This is a genomic window from Brumimicrobium sp. (genome assembly GCA_023957385.1).
GTDB lineage: Bacteria > Bacteroidota > Bacteroidia > Flavobacteriales_D > Crocinitomicaceae > Brumimicrobium.
The window spans coordinates 776,745-791,258 of record JAMLGZ010000001.1 but is presented as its reverse complement, the minus strand read 5'-3'; the positions used below and the strand labels follow the sequence as shown (position 1 = coordinate 791,258).

Below are 14,514 nucleotides of genomic sequence, written 5' to 3'. Positions count from 1 at the left end.
TCCGTTCGATACCGGCTCTCAAACACCGTTACGGAAAAGGGATTTAGATTTCGTTCGCTTTGCTCCGGAATGACACTTAATCCTTAAATAATAAGGGAGAGGGGGCGGCGAAGCCGCCCCCTCTCCCTCTGACTACCTTGACGGTTGTCATTCCGGAGCAAAGCGAACGGAATCTATTCTTCTCCCATGATTATCGTTTGAAGCATACGCAAAGCGAACGGAATCTATTCTTCTCCCATGATTATCGTTTGAAGCATACGCAAAGCGAACGGAATATATTCTTCAACTATGATTATCGTTTGTAGCATACGCGAAGCGAACGGAATCTATTCTTCTCCCATGATTATCGTTTGAAGAATACACCAAGCGAACGGAATCTATTACCAAATTTCACTCATCCTTTGAACTAACTATCAATTCTCAATTTTTATTCTGAACAATCTCATTTTTCGGATTAAGTAGCTTCTTACTTGCCAAAATAACAATAACAATTCCTGCTACTACAAACGGAATGCTTAATATTTGACCCGTATTGATTAACATTCCTGCATCTCTTTCCGCTTGACCAATTTTTACAAATTCAATAATAAATCTCCAACCAAAAATGAAAATTAAGAACCACCCAAAAATGAAACCACTCTTTTCTTTCAAATTAGTTTTCCAATACATATACATTAAAATACCAAAACTTAATAAATAAGCCATTGATTCATACAACTGAGCTGGATGGCGATAAACATGCTCATATCTTCCATTGATTAAAATCATATCCTCCTGACTTTCATGCATGAATTTAAAGCCCCAAGGTAAATCAGTTGGAATTCCAGTAATCTCATGATTCACTAAATTTCCTAATCGAATAAAACAACCTGCTATCGCAATAGGAGCTACAATTCGATCTAATATCCACCACATGCTACGCTTAGAAACGAACTTACTGTATAGGTATAATGCAATCAAGATAGCAATAGCACCACCATGACTAGCTAAACCTCCTTCCCAAACCATAGGAATCTCAGATAGGTGGTCTTTGTAATAATGCCAATCATAAAAAAACACATGCCCTAAACGAGCCCCTACAATCGTCGCTATCACAACATACACAAGTAATTTATCTAAAAAATCTTCGGGTATACCTTCTTGTTTAAACATGCGTTTAATCACGAAATAACCAATAATTAAACCTGAAACGAAAAGTAACCCATATAGATTAGGGGTATTTAGCCCATCTATCAATTGTGAATCAACTGTCCAAATAATTCCTGCTAACAAAACTTCATTTTTAAATTCTTCTCGAAAGATACTTTTTTTTTTAAAGAAATTTATTCTTTGTGAACAATTATCCTATTAAATTTGTATTAGAATTAACCTTTAAAATTTTAAACTACTGAAAATAATTTTAAACTAAATGGATAGCGTTTTAGCACAAGCTTTTATATTTCTCTTTGCAGCAGTTGTTTGTGTGCTCATTTCGAAGAAATTAGGAATGGGTTCCATTTTAGGTTATTTACTTGCTGGAATTCTAATTGGTCCTTTTGTTTTAAAATTTATTGGCAACGATGGAGAAGGAATTATGCACATCACCGAGTTTGGTGTAGTAATGATGCTCTTCTTGGTTGGGTTAAGTTTAGACCCAAAAGAATTTTGGGAGAGCAGAAAAGAAATTCTAGGCTTAGGATTATTCCAAGTAATAGGAACCACTGTTCTCATCTCAGTTATTGCATATTTTATATTTGATTTTTCATTTGGAACAACATTAACTATTGGCTTTGTGATTACGATGTCATCTACCGCCATTATTCTCCAAACCATATCAGAACGTGGTTTAAGTAAAACTCGAACTGGAAAATCAAGTTTTGCTGTCTTGTTATTTCAAGACGTATCCGTTATTCCTATTTTAGCTATCATTCCATTGTTAGCTGTAGGAGGAACAGTATCTTCTAACCCAGCTAACGCAAGCGACTGGTTAGAAAATGCTCCTGTCTTCATGAGAACCCTGGCTATCTTGGGGGCTATTTCGATCATTTTTTTGGTGGGAAATTACATTGTGAACCCTGTATTCAAGATGGTAGGAAAGCTACAAATCAAAGAGATTTACACAGCATCAGCGCTTACATTGGTTGTGGGAGTTTCTCTACTCATGGAACAAGTTGGATTAAGTGCAGCTTTAGGTGCTTTTATTGCTGGAGTCGTTTTAGCAAACAACCCATATAAACAACAATTAGAAAGTGATATTGAGCCATTTAAAGCCCTCCTCCTTGGGATGTTCTTCATTGCTGTGGGTTCAACAATTAACTTTACGGTAATTGCTCATAAACCATTATTAATTTCTGGAATATTAGTTGGATCTATTCTTATCAAAGGAATCGTTTTATTAGCCATTGGAAGATGGCAGAAATTTCCAAAGGATCAATCCTTTCTATTTGCGATTTTACTTTCTCAAATTGGCGAGTTTGCCTTTGTAATTCTTGCTTTAGGGAAAACTACTCATTTATTAACGAATGAATGGTATGATTATCTGATTGCAACTACCGCATTATCTATGGTAATTACGCCTATATTATTGCTATTAAATGAACGTTGGATTTCACCAGCACTTGGCTTTAAAGCAAAAGTGACTACCAAGAATAATTATGAAAATGTAGCTGAGGCTTCTGCAAAAAAGAAAATAGTAATAGCAGGATTTGGAGATTTTGGAATGACCATTGGCAGAATGTTGCAAGCAAACGATATCCAACCGCTTGTCATGGACAATGATTCTGACCATGTTGACGATTTAAAGAAATTAGGATTTAAGGTCGTTTTTGGAGATGCAACTTCTCTAAATATACTTAAAACAATTCATATAGAAGAAGCTGAATATGTTATTGCAGCACTTGATCCTGCTTCAGAAAATCAGCGCTTCTTAGAAATTATGAAGAAAAATTTTCCCAAAGTAAAAGTAATTGTTCGTGCAAAAAATAGAAAAATAGCATACGAATATTTACAAGAGGGATACGATGAAGTCTATCGTGAGACCTTCTTTTCAGCTATACACCTAGGAGGGTTAATGTTAGAAAGTCTTGGATTCAAGCACGAAGAAGTCGTTAAACAAAGCGAGTTATTCATAAAAACAGATCGAGATTCACTTCGTAAATTAGCCCGCAATAGCGAGAACTTTGAAGATTATTTGCACTTATCTAAGGTCGAATTTAATGAGCAAACTATTGAATTAAAAAATAATCTGAAAAAATTGAGAAAGGAAGGCGACTCTGAAAATAATTCGGCTATCATAAATCCAAGTTAATAAACTCTTCTAACACAAAACAGAGGATTATTGAAAAATATGTCTCTTCTATTTTGTAAAATGGAGGGATAATTTCCGTTGTGGAAACAATCAAGGCGGGGTATCTCGTCTTTTTTGATTTCTCTTATTTTTGATAATCAAAAGGCTGTAGTAAGAAGTTATTATAATCATAAGTTTTCCAGCTAATATTTCGGCTTTCAATTAGTTTAATTTTTCTATTTCGTTGCCATTTCTTTATTTCCTTTTCTCGAGCAATTGCCATACGTATGTCAGTGAATAACTCATAATAAATACAATATTTAATATTATATTTTGCTGTAAAACTTTGAGTTTTTTCTTGTGAAATATGTTCCTCTAATCTTCTGGCTAAATTATTAGTGACTCCGATATATAATGTAGTACGATTAAAATTAGTAAGGATATAAATATAATACGACTTAGTCATAAAGGTGGTTTTTATCATTTTTATGAATTTAACTAAATTATTTCAAGAAACGAAAAATATGTACATCTAAATCTTCTCCTCTATTAATACAGATTCAGTCCACGTTGGATTCTCAATCACCTTTATAGAAAGCAAGTTAGATTCCGTTCGCTTTGGAGACTCAATCACCTTTATAGAAAGGAAGTTAGATTCCGTTCGCTTTGGAGACTCAATCACCTTTATAGAAAGGAAGTTAGATTCCGTTCGCTTTGGAGACTCAATCACCTTTATAGAAAGGAAGTTAGATTCCGTTCGCTTTGGAGACTCAATCACCTTTATAGAAAGGAAGTTAGATTCCGTTCGCTTCGCTCCGGAATGACAACCATCAACGTAGTTAGAGGGAGAGGGGGCGGCTTCGCCGCCCCTCTCCCTTTTATTTAAGGCTTAAATGTCATTCCGGAGCGAAGCGAACGGAATCTGTTTTTCATCCATGATTATCGCTTGTAGCATTTGAGTAGCGAACGGAATCTGTTTTTCATCCATGATTATCGCTTGTAGCATTTGAGTAGCGAACGGAATCTGTTTTTCATCCATGATTATCGCTTGTAGCATTTGAGTAGCGAACGGAATCTGTTTTTCAACAATAACCCTGCATTGGACAAAGCGAACGGAATCTATTTTCGAACTACAACTATAGTTTGGAAACTATCCAGCAAACGGTTTTCCTATCAAAAACATGGTAGGTCGTTTCTCTAAACTAAAGGCTTTCTTTCGCCAATCTTTAATGGTTTTAGTCTGAATTTGTTCGCTAGGGAGTGTCAAATCACATGCAATACACAGAAAGGTAGTATCTAAACATTCATTTAATAAATCTTCTAATAAATGATTGTTTCGGTATGGGGTTTCCATAAAAATATGGGTGTGTCCCGATTGACTAGCGGAACGTTCATAATTTTTAAATGCATCGATTCTTTGCTTTCTTTCTTTTGGAACATAGCCATGAAAAGTAAATGTCTGACCATTAAAACCACTTCCAATTAATCCTAACAAAATAGAAGATGGACCTGTCAATGGCATTACTAACAAATTCTGTTGATGTGCCAATGCAACTAAATTTGCACCAGGATCTGCTATTCCAGGACAACCTGCTTCAGACATAATCGCTACATCCTTCCCTTCTTTTAAAGGCACTAGCATTTTAGCTAATTCATGGTGAGGAGTATTTTTATTCAATACAAAAAATGTAGAATCATCAATTGGGAATTCTCTATCTATTTTTCGAAGGAATCTACGTGCTGTTTTAATCTCTTCTACAGCAAAATAACGTGTTTCTTTAGCGATTTTTACGACATCATAAGGGATTACATGTTCCCAATTGTCAGAACCCAATAAGGTCGGGAGAAGATATAGTTTACCTGTTGCCATTTTCTTCAAGTTCATTGATAAGAATTGTTGTCGCATCATCTAACATTTCAAAAACCTCTTGGAAGCCATCCTGTCCTCCAAAATATGGATCCGGCACTTCACGATCTTCCCCCGGAAAAGATAAGTTTAAAAGTAAATCTACTTTCTCCTTGTCTTTATCATTTCTTGCAAGTTTTAGTACATTCGTATAATTGCTTCTATCCATCACATAGATGCGGTCAAATGTATCAAAATCAGAAACCTGAAATTGACGGGCTACTAATTCATGAATAGGAACTCCATTTTTTGCAGCCGTTTTTTGCATACGAGGATCTGGTGATTCCCCAGCATGCCAACCGCCTGTTCCCGCGGAATCAACCTCCACATCCAAATTATTATCCTTAACTTTCTTTCGCAACAAGCCATCTGCCATGGGGGAACGACAAATGTTTCCTAAACACACCATCAGTATCTTCATTATGTCGCTTTTTGATTTTTAATTATTTTCCAAAATAAGGCAGGTGAAAAACGTTTAATCTTAGCTGCTAAAATTTCTTTGTTCCCTATCAACACTTCGCGTTTTCTCTTTTCAGTTGCTTTAATGATCTGTCTTACACACTCATCAACAGACATTCCTGTTGCTTGATTGTGATCCATTTCATTATGAGGTGTTCCATCTCCTGTTAGAGCACTCACAGAGATAGGAGTGTTGATTTTTCCTGGACAAACAATGGTCACAAATACATTGTGTTTTGCCTCTTCCAAAGAAAGTGATTCATAAAATCCATGTAAAGCATGCTTGGATGCAGCATAAGCCGAACGCAAATAAAAACCAAATTTACCTGCGATACTAGAAGTAACAATAAAGTGTCCACTTTTTTGTTGTTGCATATAAGGCAACACAGCTTTTGCTAAAGCAACATTTCCAAAATAATTAACCTCCATAATTTTCCTATCAACTTCCATGGTAGTATCACTCACTTCTGAACGTTGAGAAACACCTCCACTATTGAATACAAAATCAATTCTTCCAAAACGATCAATCACTTTCTTAGCTAAATCATCAAAATGAGTATTTTCAGCTAAATCCATGGGTACAACCAAATGATTCTCACTATTCGCTATGGAATTTTTAAGTGCTTCTAATTTCTCTACACTTCTTGCAGATAAGATTAATTTACCTCCGAGTACCGAGAGTTGCTTGGCTAACTCTTCTCCAATCCCAGAAGAAGCACCTGTTATCCATATTACTTTATCTTGAAAATAATTCATAAAGCAAAGATAATATTTCTAAAACATAAACATCATTTCACTGTTTACATTACATTTGCCGGCATGTTTCCCAATTTAAAATATCATGTATTAATGAATGTAATCGTCTTCATTTGGGGATTTACAGGCATTTTGGGAAAAATCATCCAATTAAATTTTGATCAAATAGTATTCTTTAGATTAATCTTATCGGGATTGAGTTTGTTTCTCTATTTAGCATTGACACGAAAAAACTACATCATTCGTGATAAAAAATCTGCAATCAAAGTATTTGGCATTGGGATATTAGTAACATTACACTGGCTCCTATTCTACAAAGCCATCCAAGTTTCATCTGCATCTCTTGCCGTTTTGTGTTTAGCAACAACCACACTACATGTCAGCTGGATAGAGCCCATCGTCATGAAACAGAAATTTTCTATTCAAGAATTTATTTTTGGATTATTAGTCATTGCAGGGATTGCTTTCGTTTCTGGAAACATTGATGCAACGCAACTAGAAGGTGTTTTCTGGGGATTATGTGCTGCTGTAACAGCTGCCTGTTTCTCAGTGTTCAATCTAAAGATGAAAAGAAAAGGAATATCCTCTTCTTCAATTACCCTCTATGAAATGTTCTCAGGATTTTTCTTTTTAGTCATTATATTAGGATTTCAAGGGAAATTCGACTCTCATTTTTTTCAAATGACAATGAGTGATTTTTGGTGGCTGATGTTTTTGAGCGTGATTTGTACTTCAATTGCTTATCTACTTATGATCGAGGTTGTAGATAAATTGGGTGCCTTCACTGCTTCCTTAAGTATTAATTTAGAACCTGTATATTCCATCCTACTAGCCATCCCTATACTCCATGAAAATGAAATCTTAAATTCTAAATTTTATTTTGGTGCTGCTTTCATAGTGCTGGTAATCATTATGAATCCTATTGTAAAGAACTGGATGGAAAAGAAAGGGAATAAGAGCAGCCTTATTTCTTAAAGAAAAACAGTCTAACTATTTAAAATTTCATTTTTAAATAGTATTATTGAATTAAATAATGATGGTAAAAAAACTATTATTCATACTATTGCTTCTCCCTCTGTTTTCTTCTTTTGCACAGATGGATAGAGATTCTATGGATAGAATTATCTTTTCAATTAAAAGTAGAAAAAATGATTTAACAACTACTTACGACATCGCTACCAATCTTATTGATTACGCAAATGAAATACATGATACGCTTTATATTATTAAATCACAGCAAGCATTTGCTGATTACTTATGGGCAATGGCCCTATATGGGAAAGCAGAAGATTTCTATATAAAATCCGCACACTTTGCTGACTCGATCAAATACCCAAATGAATACGCTTATGCCTTATACGGTATAGGCTGGATTGAAGCTATTCAAAAAAATAACTTCTCCAAATTATATATGCTTAGAAATTCATTAAAGATTTATGAAAATATAAATGATAAAATGGGTGTTATACAACTATCTAATGCCTTGGCAGGGGCATATAGTGAGATGGCTAAGAAAGACCCCACCAAACCGCAATATAGAGACTCAGCTATTATATATCTATTTAGTGCTAAAAAAATCATTGAAGAAACTCAAGATTATATCAGAGGACTTGACATTATTTTAAATAATATAACGGACCAATATTTACAGAAAAAAGACTACAAAGAAGCTCAAAAATATTTAAACCTAACCCTTCTACACATAGATACCACAAGCCGAAAAAACAATTATTATCAAACAGCTCTTCTACAAAGTAAAATACTCCTATCTATAGGAAAGGTTGACAGTTCTCTGTATTTTGCTAGAAAGATTCTACTTCCTATAGAAAAACTAGGTAACAAAGAATACATTCGAGGAATTTATAGCTTGCTTTACAAAATTTACAAGGAGAAAAAAGATTTTTCTTTATCACTTAACTATTTAGAAAAACATGATTCCATTAACAAAATAATTGATAATGAATTATTATCTATTAAGTATGAAGAAATCGAAACAAATCTTCAACTCTTAAAGAAGGAAAAGGAAATAGAGTCTCTCCAACAACAAAATGAATTATTCCAAGTCAAAGAAAAGCAGAAAAAGATTATGCTCACTGGGGTTATAATTATCACGATATTAATTATCATTTTTCTAGTAATTATTATTCGTAGAAACCGAGATATAAATAGGCTGCACACTAACGTATCTGCTCAGAAACGTTTATTGGAAGAAAAGCACAAAGAAATAACAGATTCCATTACTTATGCTAAACGTATTCAAGAAGCTATTCTTCCTTCTCAACGAATTATTACTGAAAATCTTCCTAATAGTTTTGTGCTTTACCAACCAAAAGATATTGTTGCTGGAGATTTTTACTGGCTTGAAAAGGTAAATGATTCTATCTATTTTGCAGCAGCAGATTGTACAGGCCATGGTGTTCCGGGTGCTATGGTAAGCGTAGTGTGTGCTAATTCTTTATCTAAAGCTTTACTGGAAGATAACATTACAGAAACAGGAAAGATTTTGGATAGAACTCGAGAATTAGTAGTGGAGCATTTTTCAAAAAGTGAAGAAAATGTACAAGACGGGATGGACATATCACTTTGTAAACTCTCGGGAAACACACTTCAATGGAGTGGTGCTAATAATCCTTTATGGATTATCCGAAAAGACAGTATAAAAATTGAAGAAATTAAATCCAACAAACAAGCCATTGGAAAAACAGATAAACCACTTCCTTTTACCTCTCATAATATTGAATTAAATCAAGGGGATAGTATCTACATTTTTACGGATGGATATGCCGATCAATTTGGAGGAGAATATTCTAAAAAATTCAAATCTTCACAATTAAAAATTCAAATCCTAGCAATACAGCACATGGATTTAAACATACAAAAAGAAACCCTTCTTCAAAAGTTTAACGAATGGAAAAGGGAAAATGAGCAGACAGATGATGTGTGTATAATTGGTGTCAAATTTTAATCTTCTTTTATTCTCCTATTAAAACTATTACCTTTGTTAAAATCAAACGTATGAAAGTCCTATTCATAGATATAGTCCATCCAATCCTACAAGAAAAGTTAACTAATAAGAAAATAACTTGTGTTGACGGAACCACTTGGTCACGAGATAAATGTAAAGAAGAAATTCCCTCTTTCGATGGTATTGTAATTCGTTCTCGTTTTCCCATGGATAAAGATTTTTTACAATATGCAGTTAATCTCAAATTTATTTTACGAAGTGGTGCTGGACTGGAAAACATCGACTTAAACTATGCAGAAAGCCAAGGAATTGTTTGCTTCAATGCGCCCGAAGGGAATCGAAATGCAGTTGGAGAACATGCTCTAGCTATGTTATTGGCACTATTTAATAAACTGCTTCAGGGAGATAAAGAAGTTCGTCAAGGAATTTGGGATAGAGAGGGAAATCGAGGTCTAGAACTCGATGGTAAAACCGTGGGAATTATAGGTTATGGAAATAACGGAAATGCCTTCGCAAAGAAATTGAGTGGCTTTGATGTAGAAGTTTTAGCTTACGACAAATACAAGAAGAATTATGGAAATCAATACGCTAAAGAAGCTTCGATGCATGAAATTTTCGAGAAAGCTGATATTTTTTCCTTCCATATACCTCAAACTGAAGAAACCATATACATGGCAGATGAACATTTTTTCAATTCTTTTAAAAAGCCATTTTACCTCATCAACGTAGCACGTGGAAAAATTGTAAAAACGGCTGCTTTACTAAATGCTATAGAACAAGGAAAGGTTTTAGGAGCTTGCTTAGATGTCATGGAATTTGAAAGTGCTTCTTTTGAACAATCTATGCAAGATTCGCAAAACTCAGTGTTTAGTCATTTAGTGAATTCAAATAAAATCATTTTCTCGCCACATGTAGCTGGTTGGACAGTAGAAAGTTATTACAAATTGAGTGAAGTTCTAGCAGATAAGATGATAGCCTATTATGGATTGTGATTATCTCATGACAATACGCACCGTATGTCTTGTTCGTTGCTCCATTAAAATCTCTTTATCACCAACCACGCGATCAATAGTCTCTTGGTCGTAATGACGAATTGTAAGTAATTCCAATTCGGTATTATATTTCACCTTATATTCCTTCTGGAATTCTTGTATGAGCGCATCCAATTTATGTGCATCGATATCCATACAAACTGTAAAACTAACTGCAGCATTTTGCATCACATTAATATGAGCTCCAAATTGGGCTAGCTTTTCGAAAATATCTCGTAAATTTTCTTCTACCACAAAAGAGAAATCTTTTGGCGTAAGAGATAACAATATCTGTTTTGTTTTTACAATAAAGGAAGGAACTAATCCATCAAACTCCATAGATTCCTGAATAACTGAGCCATCAGCTGCTGGATGAATAAATGACTTAATGTATAAAGGAATATTCTTATTTTGCAGAGGTTGTATCGTTTTGGGATGAATTACTGAAGCTCCATAATAGGCTAACTCAATAGCTTCTTTAAAAGAGATTTTATCCAGTTTCACTGTATCGCTAAACCATTTTGGATCTGCATTGAGCATACCCGGTACATCTTTCCAAATTGTCACACTCTCAGCCTGAATGCAATAAGCAATAATTGCCGCCGTAAAATCTGACCCTTCTCTCCCTAAGGTTGTGGTATTTCCCTCTACAGTATGTCCTAGGAATCCTTGTGTAACTATTATTTGACAATCCGAAGAAAAAATTTCCTCTTTTATAAATTGTTGTGTGATCTCCCAATCTATTTTTGCAGCTCTGTATTTGTCATTTGTGCGTAAAAAGGTACGGGCATCCTTCCAACATACTTTCTCATTCTTTTGTGCCAAATATGCGGAAACAATCAACGTAGACACCACCTCTCCTAAAGATACAATTTGATCATAGAGAAAATCATAATTATCTGAAATTACTTGATTTTTCTTTTCAATCAAGCTATCAAATACTTGGTTTACCTCATCAAAAATAGACAAGTTATTTTCATCAAAAAGTTCATTCATTATTTGAAGATGAAAATAGCGGCATTCATTAACTAATTCTGTAAAAATATCTTTATCGTTATCAAATAATGCCTTTGTGATTTCCTCTAAAGCGTTCGTTGTTTTCCCCATAGCTGAGACTACCACTACCAATCGATCTGAATAACGACTAATAATTGATTGAACGTTTTTAACTGCATCTGCCGATTTAACAGAAGCTCCTCCAAATTTGAATACTTTCATCTTGTAAAAATTCAACGCTAAAATAGTATTATTCTGTTAGTTTTGCTTTACTTTACGCAACATTTCAATAGATGGGAAATTTTTCACTTACAAATCAACAAGAACTTGTTACTCAATTCCAGCAAATTGATTTTGCTGAGCAAGTTTTGGCTCAACTTCAGAAAGAATTTCAGAAGATAGGATTGGAATTGCAGTTAACAGAAAATCAGCTGGAGACTTATGATAAGTTCTTGTTCTATCTAAAGGAAGAAATTAGCATTTTAGCAGAAGCCTCTCCTACCCGACTACATCAACTTCTTTACCTTGCTGATTTACCCGAAAATCATGTAAATAATATTTTCAAACTTGCTGATAATCCTATTGATGAGTTAAGTGATCTCTTATTAAAAAGAGTTGCTAGCAAGGTTTACTTTCGACAGCTCTATAAGAGTAAAAAAATATAAATCCATAATTTATTCTACACTTAATGAATGAGAGGTATCTTCTCCTTGCTAATTCAAAAAATTAGAATATTTTTGTGTTCGCTTGGGGGTTTAGCTCAGTTGGCTAGAGCGCTTGCATGGCATGCAAGAGGCCACCGGTTCGAATCCGGTAATCTCCACTTAAATTAGAGCTTAACTATTTTATAGGGAAGTTTATAAAACAACTAAGATGGCTCTGTAGCTCATGCCGATAGCTATCGGTAGAATAGAGCACTGAGAAATAAAAAAAAGGAAAATGGCTCTGTAGCTCATGCCGATAGCTATCGGTAGAATAGAGCACTGAGAAATAAAAAAAAGGAAAATGGCTCTGTAGCTCAACTGAATAGAGCACTGGATTTCGGCTCCAGCGGTTGGGGGTTTGAATCCCTCCAGGGTCACTAACATAAAACGCAATTATCTATTATTTAGGTGGTTGCGTTTTTTATTTGATTAAAAATGTATCAAAATTGTATCAAAACAAAAAAAGGTGCATATTTCAGCACCTTTTTAAATTCTAAATATTACCATTATGGTAATGATAACGATACAAATATAATCAAATTATTTAATTACTCTCTACTGCCGTTTTTCTGAAACATATTGAAGTATTTTTTTTTTGCTACCTTATAGTTCACAAAACGACGAAAAATAATATTTTTATACTTGCTCTCTTAAGGGTGTCCAATTCGTCCAAAAGTTTTTATACTTATTCCCTTATGCTGTGCAAATCGTGCAAAAAGTTATTTTCAATGTAAAGTTTTGTAAAGTTTTGGGTGTTACTCCTTATGGCGTCCAATTCGTCCAATTTTTTTTATTTTCAATGTAAGGTTTTGATAGGTTTTGATAAGTTTTGAATATGAGGTTTTGTGAGGTTTTCAATTAGCGAAGCAAACCGAAGTATTTTATTTAAAAAGGCGTGGAATTGCTCAAAAAATAAACTCCTACATTCTTATCAAAAGAAAAGAAATTATCTTTCTCCAGTTCCTTTAATTGCTCCCTGTTAATATGATCCAGTACTTCATCAGGATAATAATTTGAACAAGGTTTGAATATTGCTTTTAATTCATCGAGTGATAACCATTTGTTTTGATTGTTAGATTCAATCCATTTTTTCAAATTCAATAACCTATCTAAATACGGTCGTGCAATACGTTTTCCGTTGTAGTTCTCAATAATTGGAATATGACTTGAATAAAACTTTTTACAGTCTGTTACGGTCGTGCAAACGTCTAATTTTACGGATTCTTTCGGAAGCTCTGTATTCTCAAAGAATTGTTTAATCTCCTCAATTTCCTTTGTGTAGTCAAATTCATTCTTAACTATTGGCGTTGGTGCATCGTCAAAAAATGGTAAATCTGAATAATCTATTTCGATAACATTTAACGGCTCTTTTTTCTTGGGTGGGTGGATTGTTTGCTTTTCCTCTTTTGTTTCGATAACGGCAATCTGTGTGGGTGTGGTGGGTTCGTGATGAGGTGGAACGCTTAAAACCTTTTGAGGGTGGAATACTTTCCAGCTTTTCAAAGGAACAGCACGTTCGTTTAAATATCGGATTCCATAATCATTACAAAATTGAAAAAATGTTCCTATACTTATATTTCGCCCTGTTTTCAGGCAATTAGTAAAATCTACATCAGCATCTTTATAATTGTACTTTGTGGAATATTGACAAACTGCATGGAATATTTCCCTACCGTCCTCTCCTAAACTTGCTAAAGCAAATCCAGTCTTAATATAAGTATCATAATCAGGAGCAAAGTCCAGCTTTCTATCTTGGATAATGTCCACGCATTCCCAAACTTTCTCCAGCGTATTATTATTAAAATAAGTCGGTCTGTAATATTGTTTTTGTTGCGTTTTTACGCTTACTTCTTGCTCTCTTATGCTTTCCTTTAAAATACCTGTATAAACATCTGCATCGTGATTAAAATAAGCATCAGCATCATAACTAACAAACCTTAATCTTGAAACATCCTTAACGCTTGTATCAAATGATTCACTTATTTTAAACTTAGAAATAAACAACCTTTCTAAAGCATTAAAACGCTCCCTGTGTTCTTGAATATTACTTTCAGGAATTGGGATAATTGCAAATAATCCAGTTTGAGAAACACTCTTTCCACAATACGCAACAAATGGAAGTTTAGAAACATCTTCTTTCAGCTTGTTAATATCATGCACTCCGTCCAAATCTAAAGCTATCAATCCACTATGTTTGATTAGATTCTTTTCGCTCCGATATGAGAAAGTACCACTAACTGTAATTGCAGGAACATTTTTTACTTTCCATTTATTACGCTCCTTTTTATCTGTAATTTGCGAACATTGTTCTACCAGTGATTTATATTTATCAGAAGTTAGCACTTCAAACAAATTGACTTCCGTAGGATTCTGCGGTTCACTCACTCTACGAAACATTGAAATTTTCTTATTTAAAATTGATTCTATCATAA

13 protein-coding genes and 2 tRNA genes are annotated in these 14,514 nt (G+C 34.1%); 7 read left to right on the top strand and 8 right to left on the bottom strand.

All coding sequences use genetic code 11. From position 1 onward, the window contains the following. Positions 1-420: 420 nt before the first annotated feature. On the bottom strand, positions 421-1,272 hold the full coding sequence (gene lgt, locus M9897_03440) for a prolipoprotein diacylglyceryl transferase (protein MCO5267932.1): 852 nt from the start codon (positions 1,270-1,272) through the stop codon (positions 421-423). 136 nt (positions 1,273-1,408) lie between these two features. On the opposite strand from lgt, the gene M9897_03435 reads away from it, so the two are divergent. Continuing rightward, positions 1,409-3,286: a monovalent cation:proton antiporter-2 (CPA2) family protein gene (locus tag M9897_03435; protein MCO5267931.1), complete on the top strand. Its 1,878-nt coding sequence runs from the start codon at positions 1,409-1,411 to the stop codon at positions 3,284-3,286. Positions 3,287-3,410: 124 nt separating this feature from the next. On the opposite strand, the gene M9897_03430 is transcribed toward M9897_03435, so the two are convergent. The 5 genes from M9897_03430 to M9897_03410 all read right to left on the bottom strand — a co-directional run bounded on the left by M9897_03430 (position 3,411) and on the right by M9897_03410 (position 6,386). Further along, a complete protein-coding gene (locus M9897_03430) occupies positions 3,411-3,731 on the bottom strand; it encodes a GIY-YIG nuclease family protein (GenBank protein ID MCO5267930.1) in 321 nt (106 codons plus the stop codon). Between the two features lie 423 nt (positions 3,732-4,154). Then, positions 4,155-4,304 (bottom strand): hypothetical protein, encoded by a 150-nt coding sequence (locus M9897_03425; protein MCO5267929.1) that lies wholly within the window; start codon positions 4,302-4,304, stop codon positions 4,155-4,157. A gap of 111 nt (positions 4,305-4,415) precedes the next feature. After that, positions 4,416-5,135, bottom strand: a complete 720-nt coding sequence (locus M9897_03420) for an SAM-dependent methyltransferase (GenBank protein ID MCO5267928.1) — start codon at positions 5,133-5,135, stop codon at positions 4,416-4,418. Beyond that, positions 5,122-5,592, bottom strand: coding sequence for a low molecular weight phosphotyrosine protein phosphatase (locus tag M9897_03415; GenBank protein ID MCO5267927.1), 471 nt, complete (start codon positions 5,590-5,592; stop codon positions 5,122-5,124). Before M9897_03415 ends, M9897_03420 begins: the two co-directional genes overlap by 14 nt. Further along, entirely contained in the window at positions 5,592-6,386 is a 795-nt protein-coding gene (locus tag M9897_03410) for an SDR family oxidoreductase (GenBank protein MCO5267926.1), read from the bottom strand. The genes M9897_03415 and M9897_03410 overlap by 1 nt, the downstream gene beginning before the upstream one ends. A gap of 93 nt (positions 6,387-6,479) precedes the next feature. Here M9897_03410 and M9897_03405 point away from each other — a divergent pair, with 93 nt between their 5' ends. The 3 genes from M9897_03405 (at position 6,480) to M9897_03395 (ending at position 10,343) form a co-directional block, all read left to right on the top strand. Beyond that, positions 6,480-7,361: a DMT family transporter gene (locus tag M9897_03405; GenBank protein ID MCO5267925.1), complete on the top strand. Its 882-nt coding sequence runs from the start codon at positions 6,480-6,482 to the stop codon at positions 7,359-7,361. A 61-nt stretch (positions 7,362-7,422) separates the two neighbouring features. Next, positions 7,423-9,351 (top strand): serine/threonine-protein phosphatase, encoded by a 1,929-nt coding sequence (locus M9897_03400; GenBank protein ID MCO5267924.1) that lies wholly within the window; start codon positions 7,423-7,425, stop codon positions 9,349-9,351. A gap of 50 nt (positions 9,352-9,401) precedes the next feature. After that, complete coding sequence (locus M9897_03395; protein ID MCO5267923.1) at positions 9,402-10,343, top strand: 2-hydroxyacid dehydrogenase; 942 nt, start codon at positions 9,402-9,404, stop codon at positions 10,341-10,343. Here M9897_03395 and M9897_03390 read toward each other — a convergent pair whose 3' ends face one another. Beyond that, positions 10,344-11,600 carry an aspartate kinase gene (locus tag M9897_03390; protein ID MCO5267922.1) on the bottom strand — a complete coding sequence of 419 codons (1,257 nt, stop codon included), beginning with the start codon at positions 11,598-11,600 and terminating at the stop codon, positions 10,344-10,346. A 71-nt stretch (positions 11,601-11,671) separates the two neighbouring features. On the opposite strand from M9897_03390, the gene M9897_03385 reads away from it, so the two are divergent. The 3 genes from M9897_03385 (at position 11,672) to M9897_03375 (ending at position 12,459) form a co-directional block, all read left to right on the top strand. After that, the gene (locus tag M9897_03385; GenBank protein MCO5267921.1) at positions 11,672-12,043 is read left to right on the top strand and encodes a hypothetical protein; all 372 of its coding nucleotides are present in this window, start codon (positions 11,672-11,674) and stop codon (positions 12,041-12,043) included. Positions 12,044-12,127: 84 nt separating this feature from the next. After that, a tRNA-Ala gene (locus tag M9897_03380) sits at positions 12,128-12,201 on the top strand. A 184-nt stretch (positions 12,202-12,385) separates the two neighbouring features. Then, positions 12,386-12,459: transfer RNA gene (locus M9897_03375), tRNA-Arg, on the top strand. 508 nt (positions 12,460-12,967) lie between these two features. Here the strand turns inward: M9897_03375 and M9897_03370 are convergent. Continuing rightward, positions 12,968-14,512: a PriCT-2 domain-containing protein gene (locus M9897_03370; GenBank protein MCO5267920.1), complete on the bottom strand. Its 1,545-nt coding sequence runs from the start codon at positions 14,510-14,512 to the stop codon at positions 12,968-12,970. Positions 14,513-14,514 lie beyond the last annotated feature (2 nt).

Bases quoted from the DNA above. Each gene is read 5' to 3' on its own strand.
- M9897_03400 (MCO5267924.1), top strand. From the start codon at position 7,423: ATGGTAAAAAAACTATTATTCATACTATTGCTTCTCCCTCTGTTTTCT.
- M9897_03370 (MCO5267920.1), bottom strand. From the start codon at position 14,512: ATGATAGAATCAATTTTAAATAAGAAAATTTCAATGTTTCGTAGAGTG.
- M9897_03405 (MCO5267925.1), top strand. From the start codon at position 6,480: ATGAATGTAATCGTCTTCATTTGGGGATTTACAGGCATTTTGGGAAAA.
- M9897_03415 (MCO5267927.1), bottom strand. From the start codon at position 5,592: ATGAAGATACTGATGGTGTGTTTAGGAAACATTTGTCGTTCCCCCATG.
- M9897_03410 (MCO5267926.1), bottom strand. From the start codon at position 6,386: ATGAATTATTTTCAAGATAAAGTAATATGGATAACAGGTGCTTCTTCT.
- M9897_03430 (MCO5267930.1), bottom strand. From the start codon at position 3,731: ATGACTAAGTCGTATTATATTTATATCCTTACTAATTTTAATCGTACT.
- M9897_03425 (MCO5267929.1), bottom strand. From the start codon at position 4,304: ATGGATGAAAAACAGATTCCGTTCGCTACTCAAATGCTACAAGCGATA.
- M9897_03390 (MCO5267922.1), bottom strand. From the start codon at position 11,600: ATGAAAGTATTCAAATTTGGAGGAGCTTCTGTTAAATCGGCAGATGCA.
- M9897_03435 (MCO5267931.1), top strand. From the start codon at position 1,409: ATGGATAGCGTTTTAGCACAAGCTTTTATATTTCTCTTTGCAGCAGTT.
- M9897_03395 (MCO5267923.1), top strand. From the start codon at position 9,402: ATGAAAGTCCTATTCATAGATATAGTCCATCCAATCCTACAAGAAAAG.
- M9897_03420 (MCO5267928.1), bottom strand. From the start codon at position 5,135: ATGGCAACAGGTAAACTATATCTTCTCCCGACCTTATTGGGTTCTGAC.
- M9897_03385 (MCO5267921.1), top strand. From the start codon at position 11,672: ATGGGAAATTTTTCACTTACAAATCAACAAGAACTTGTTACTCAATTC.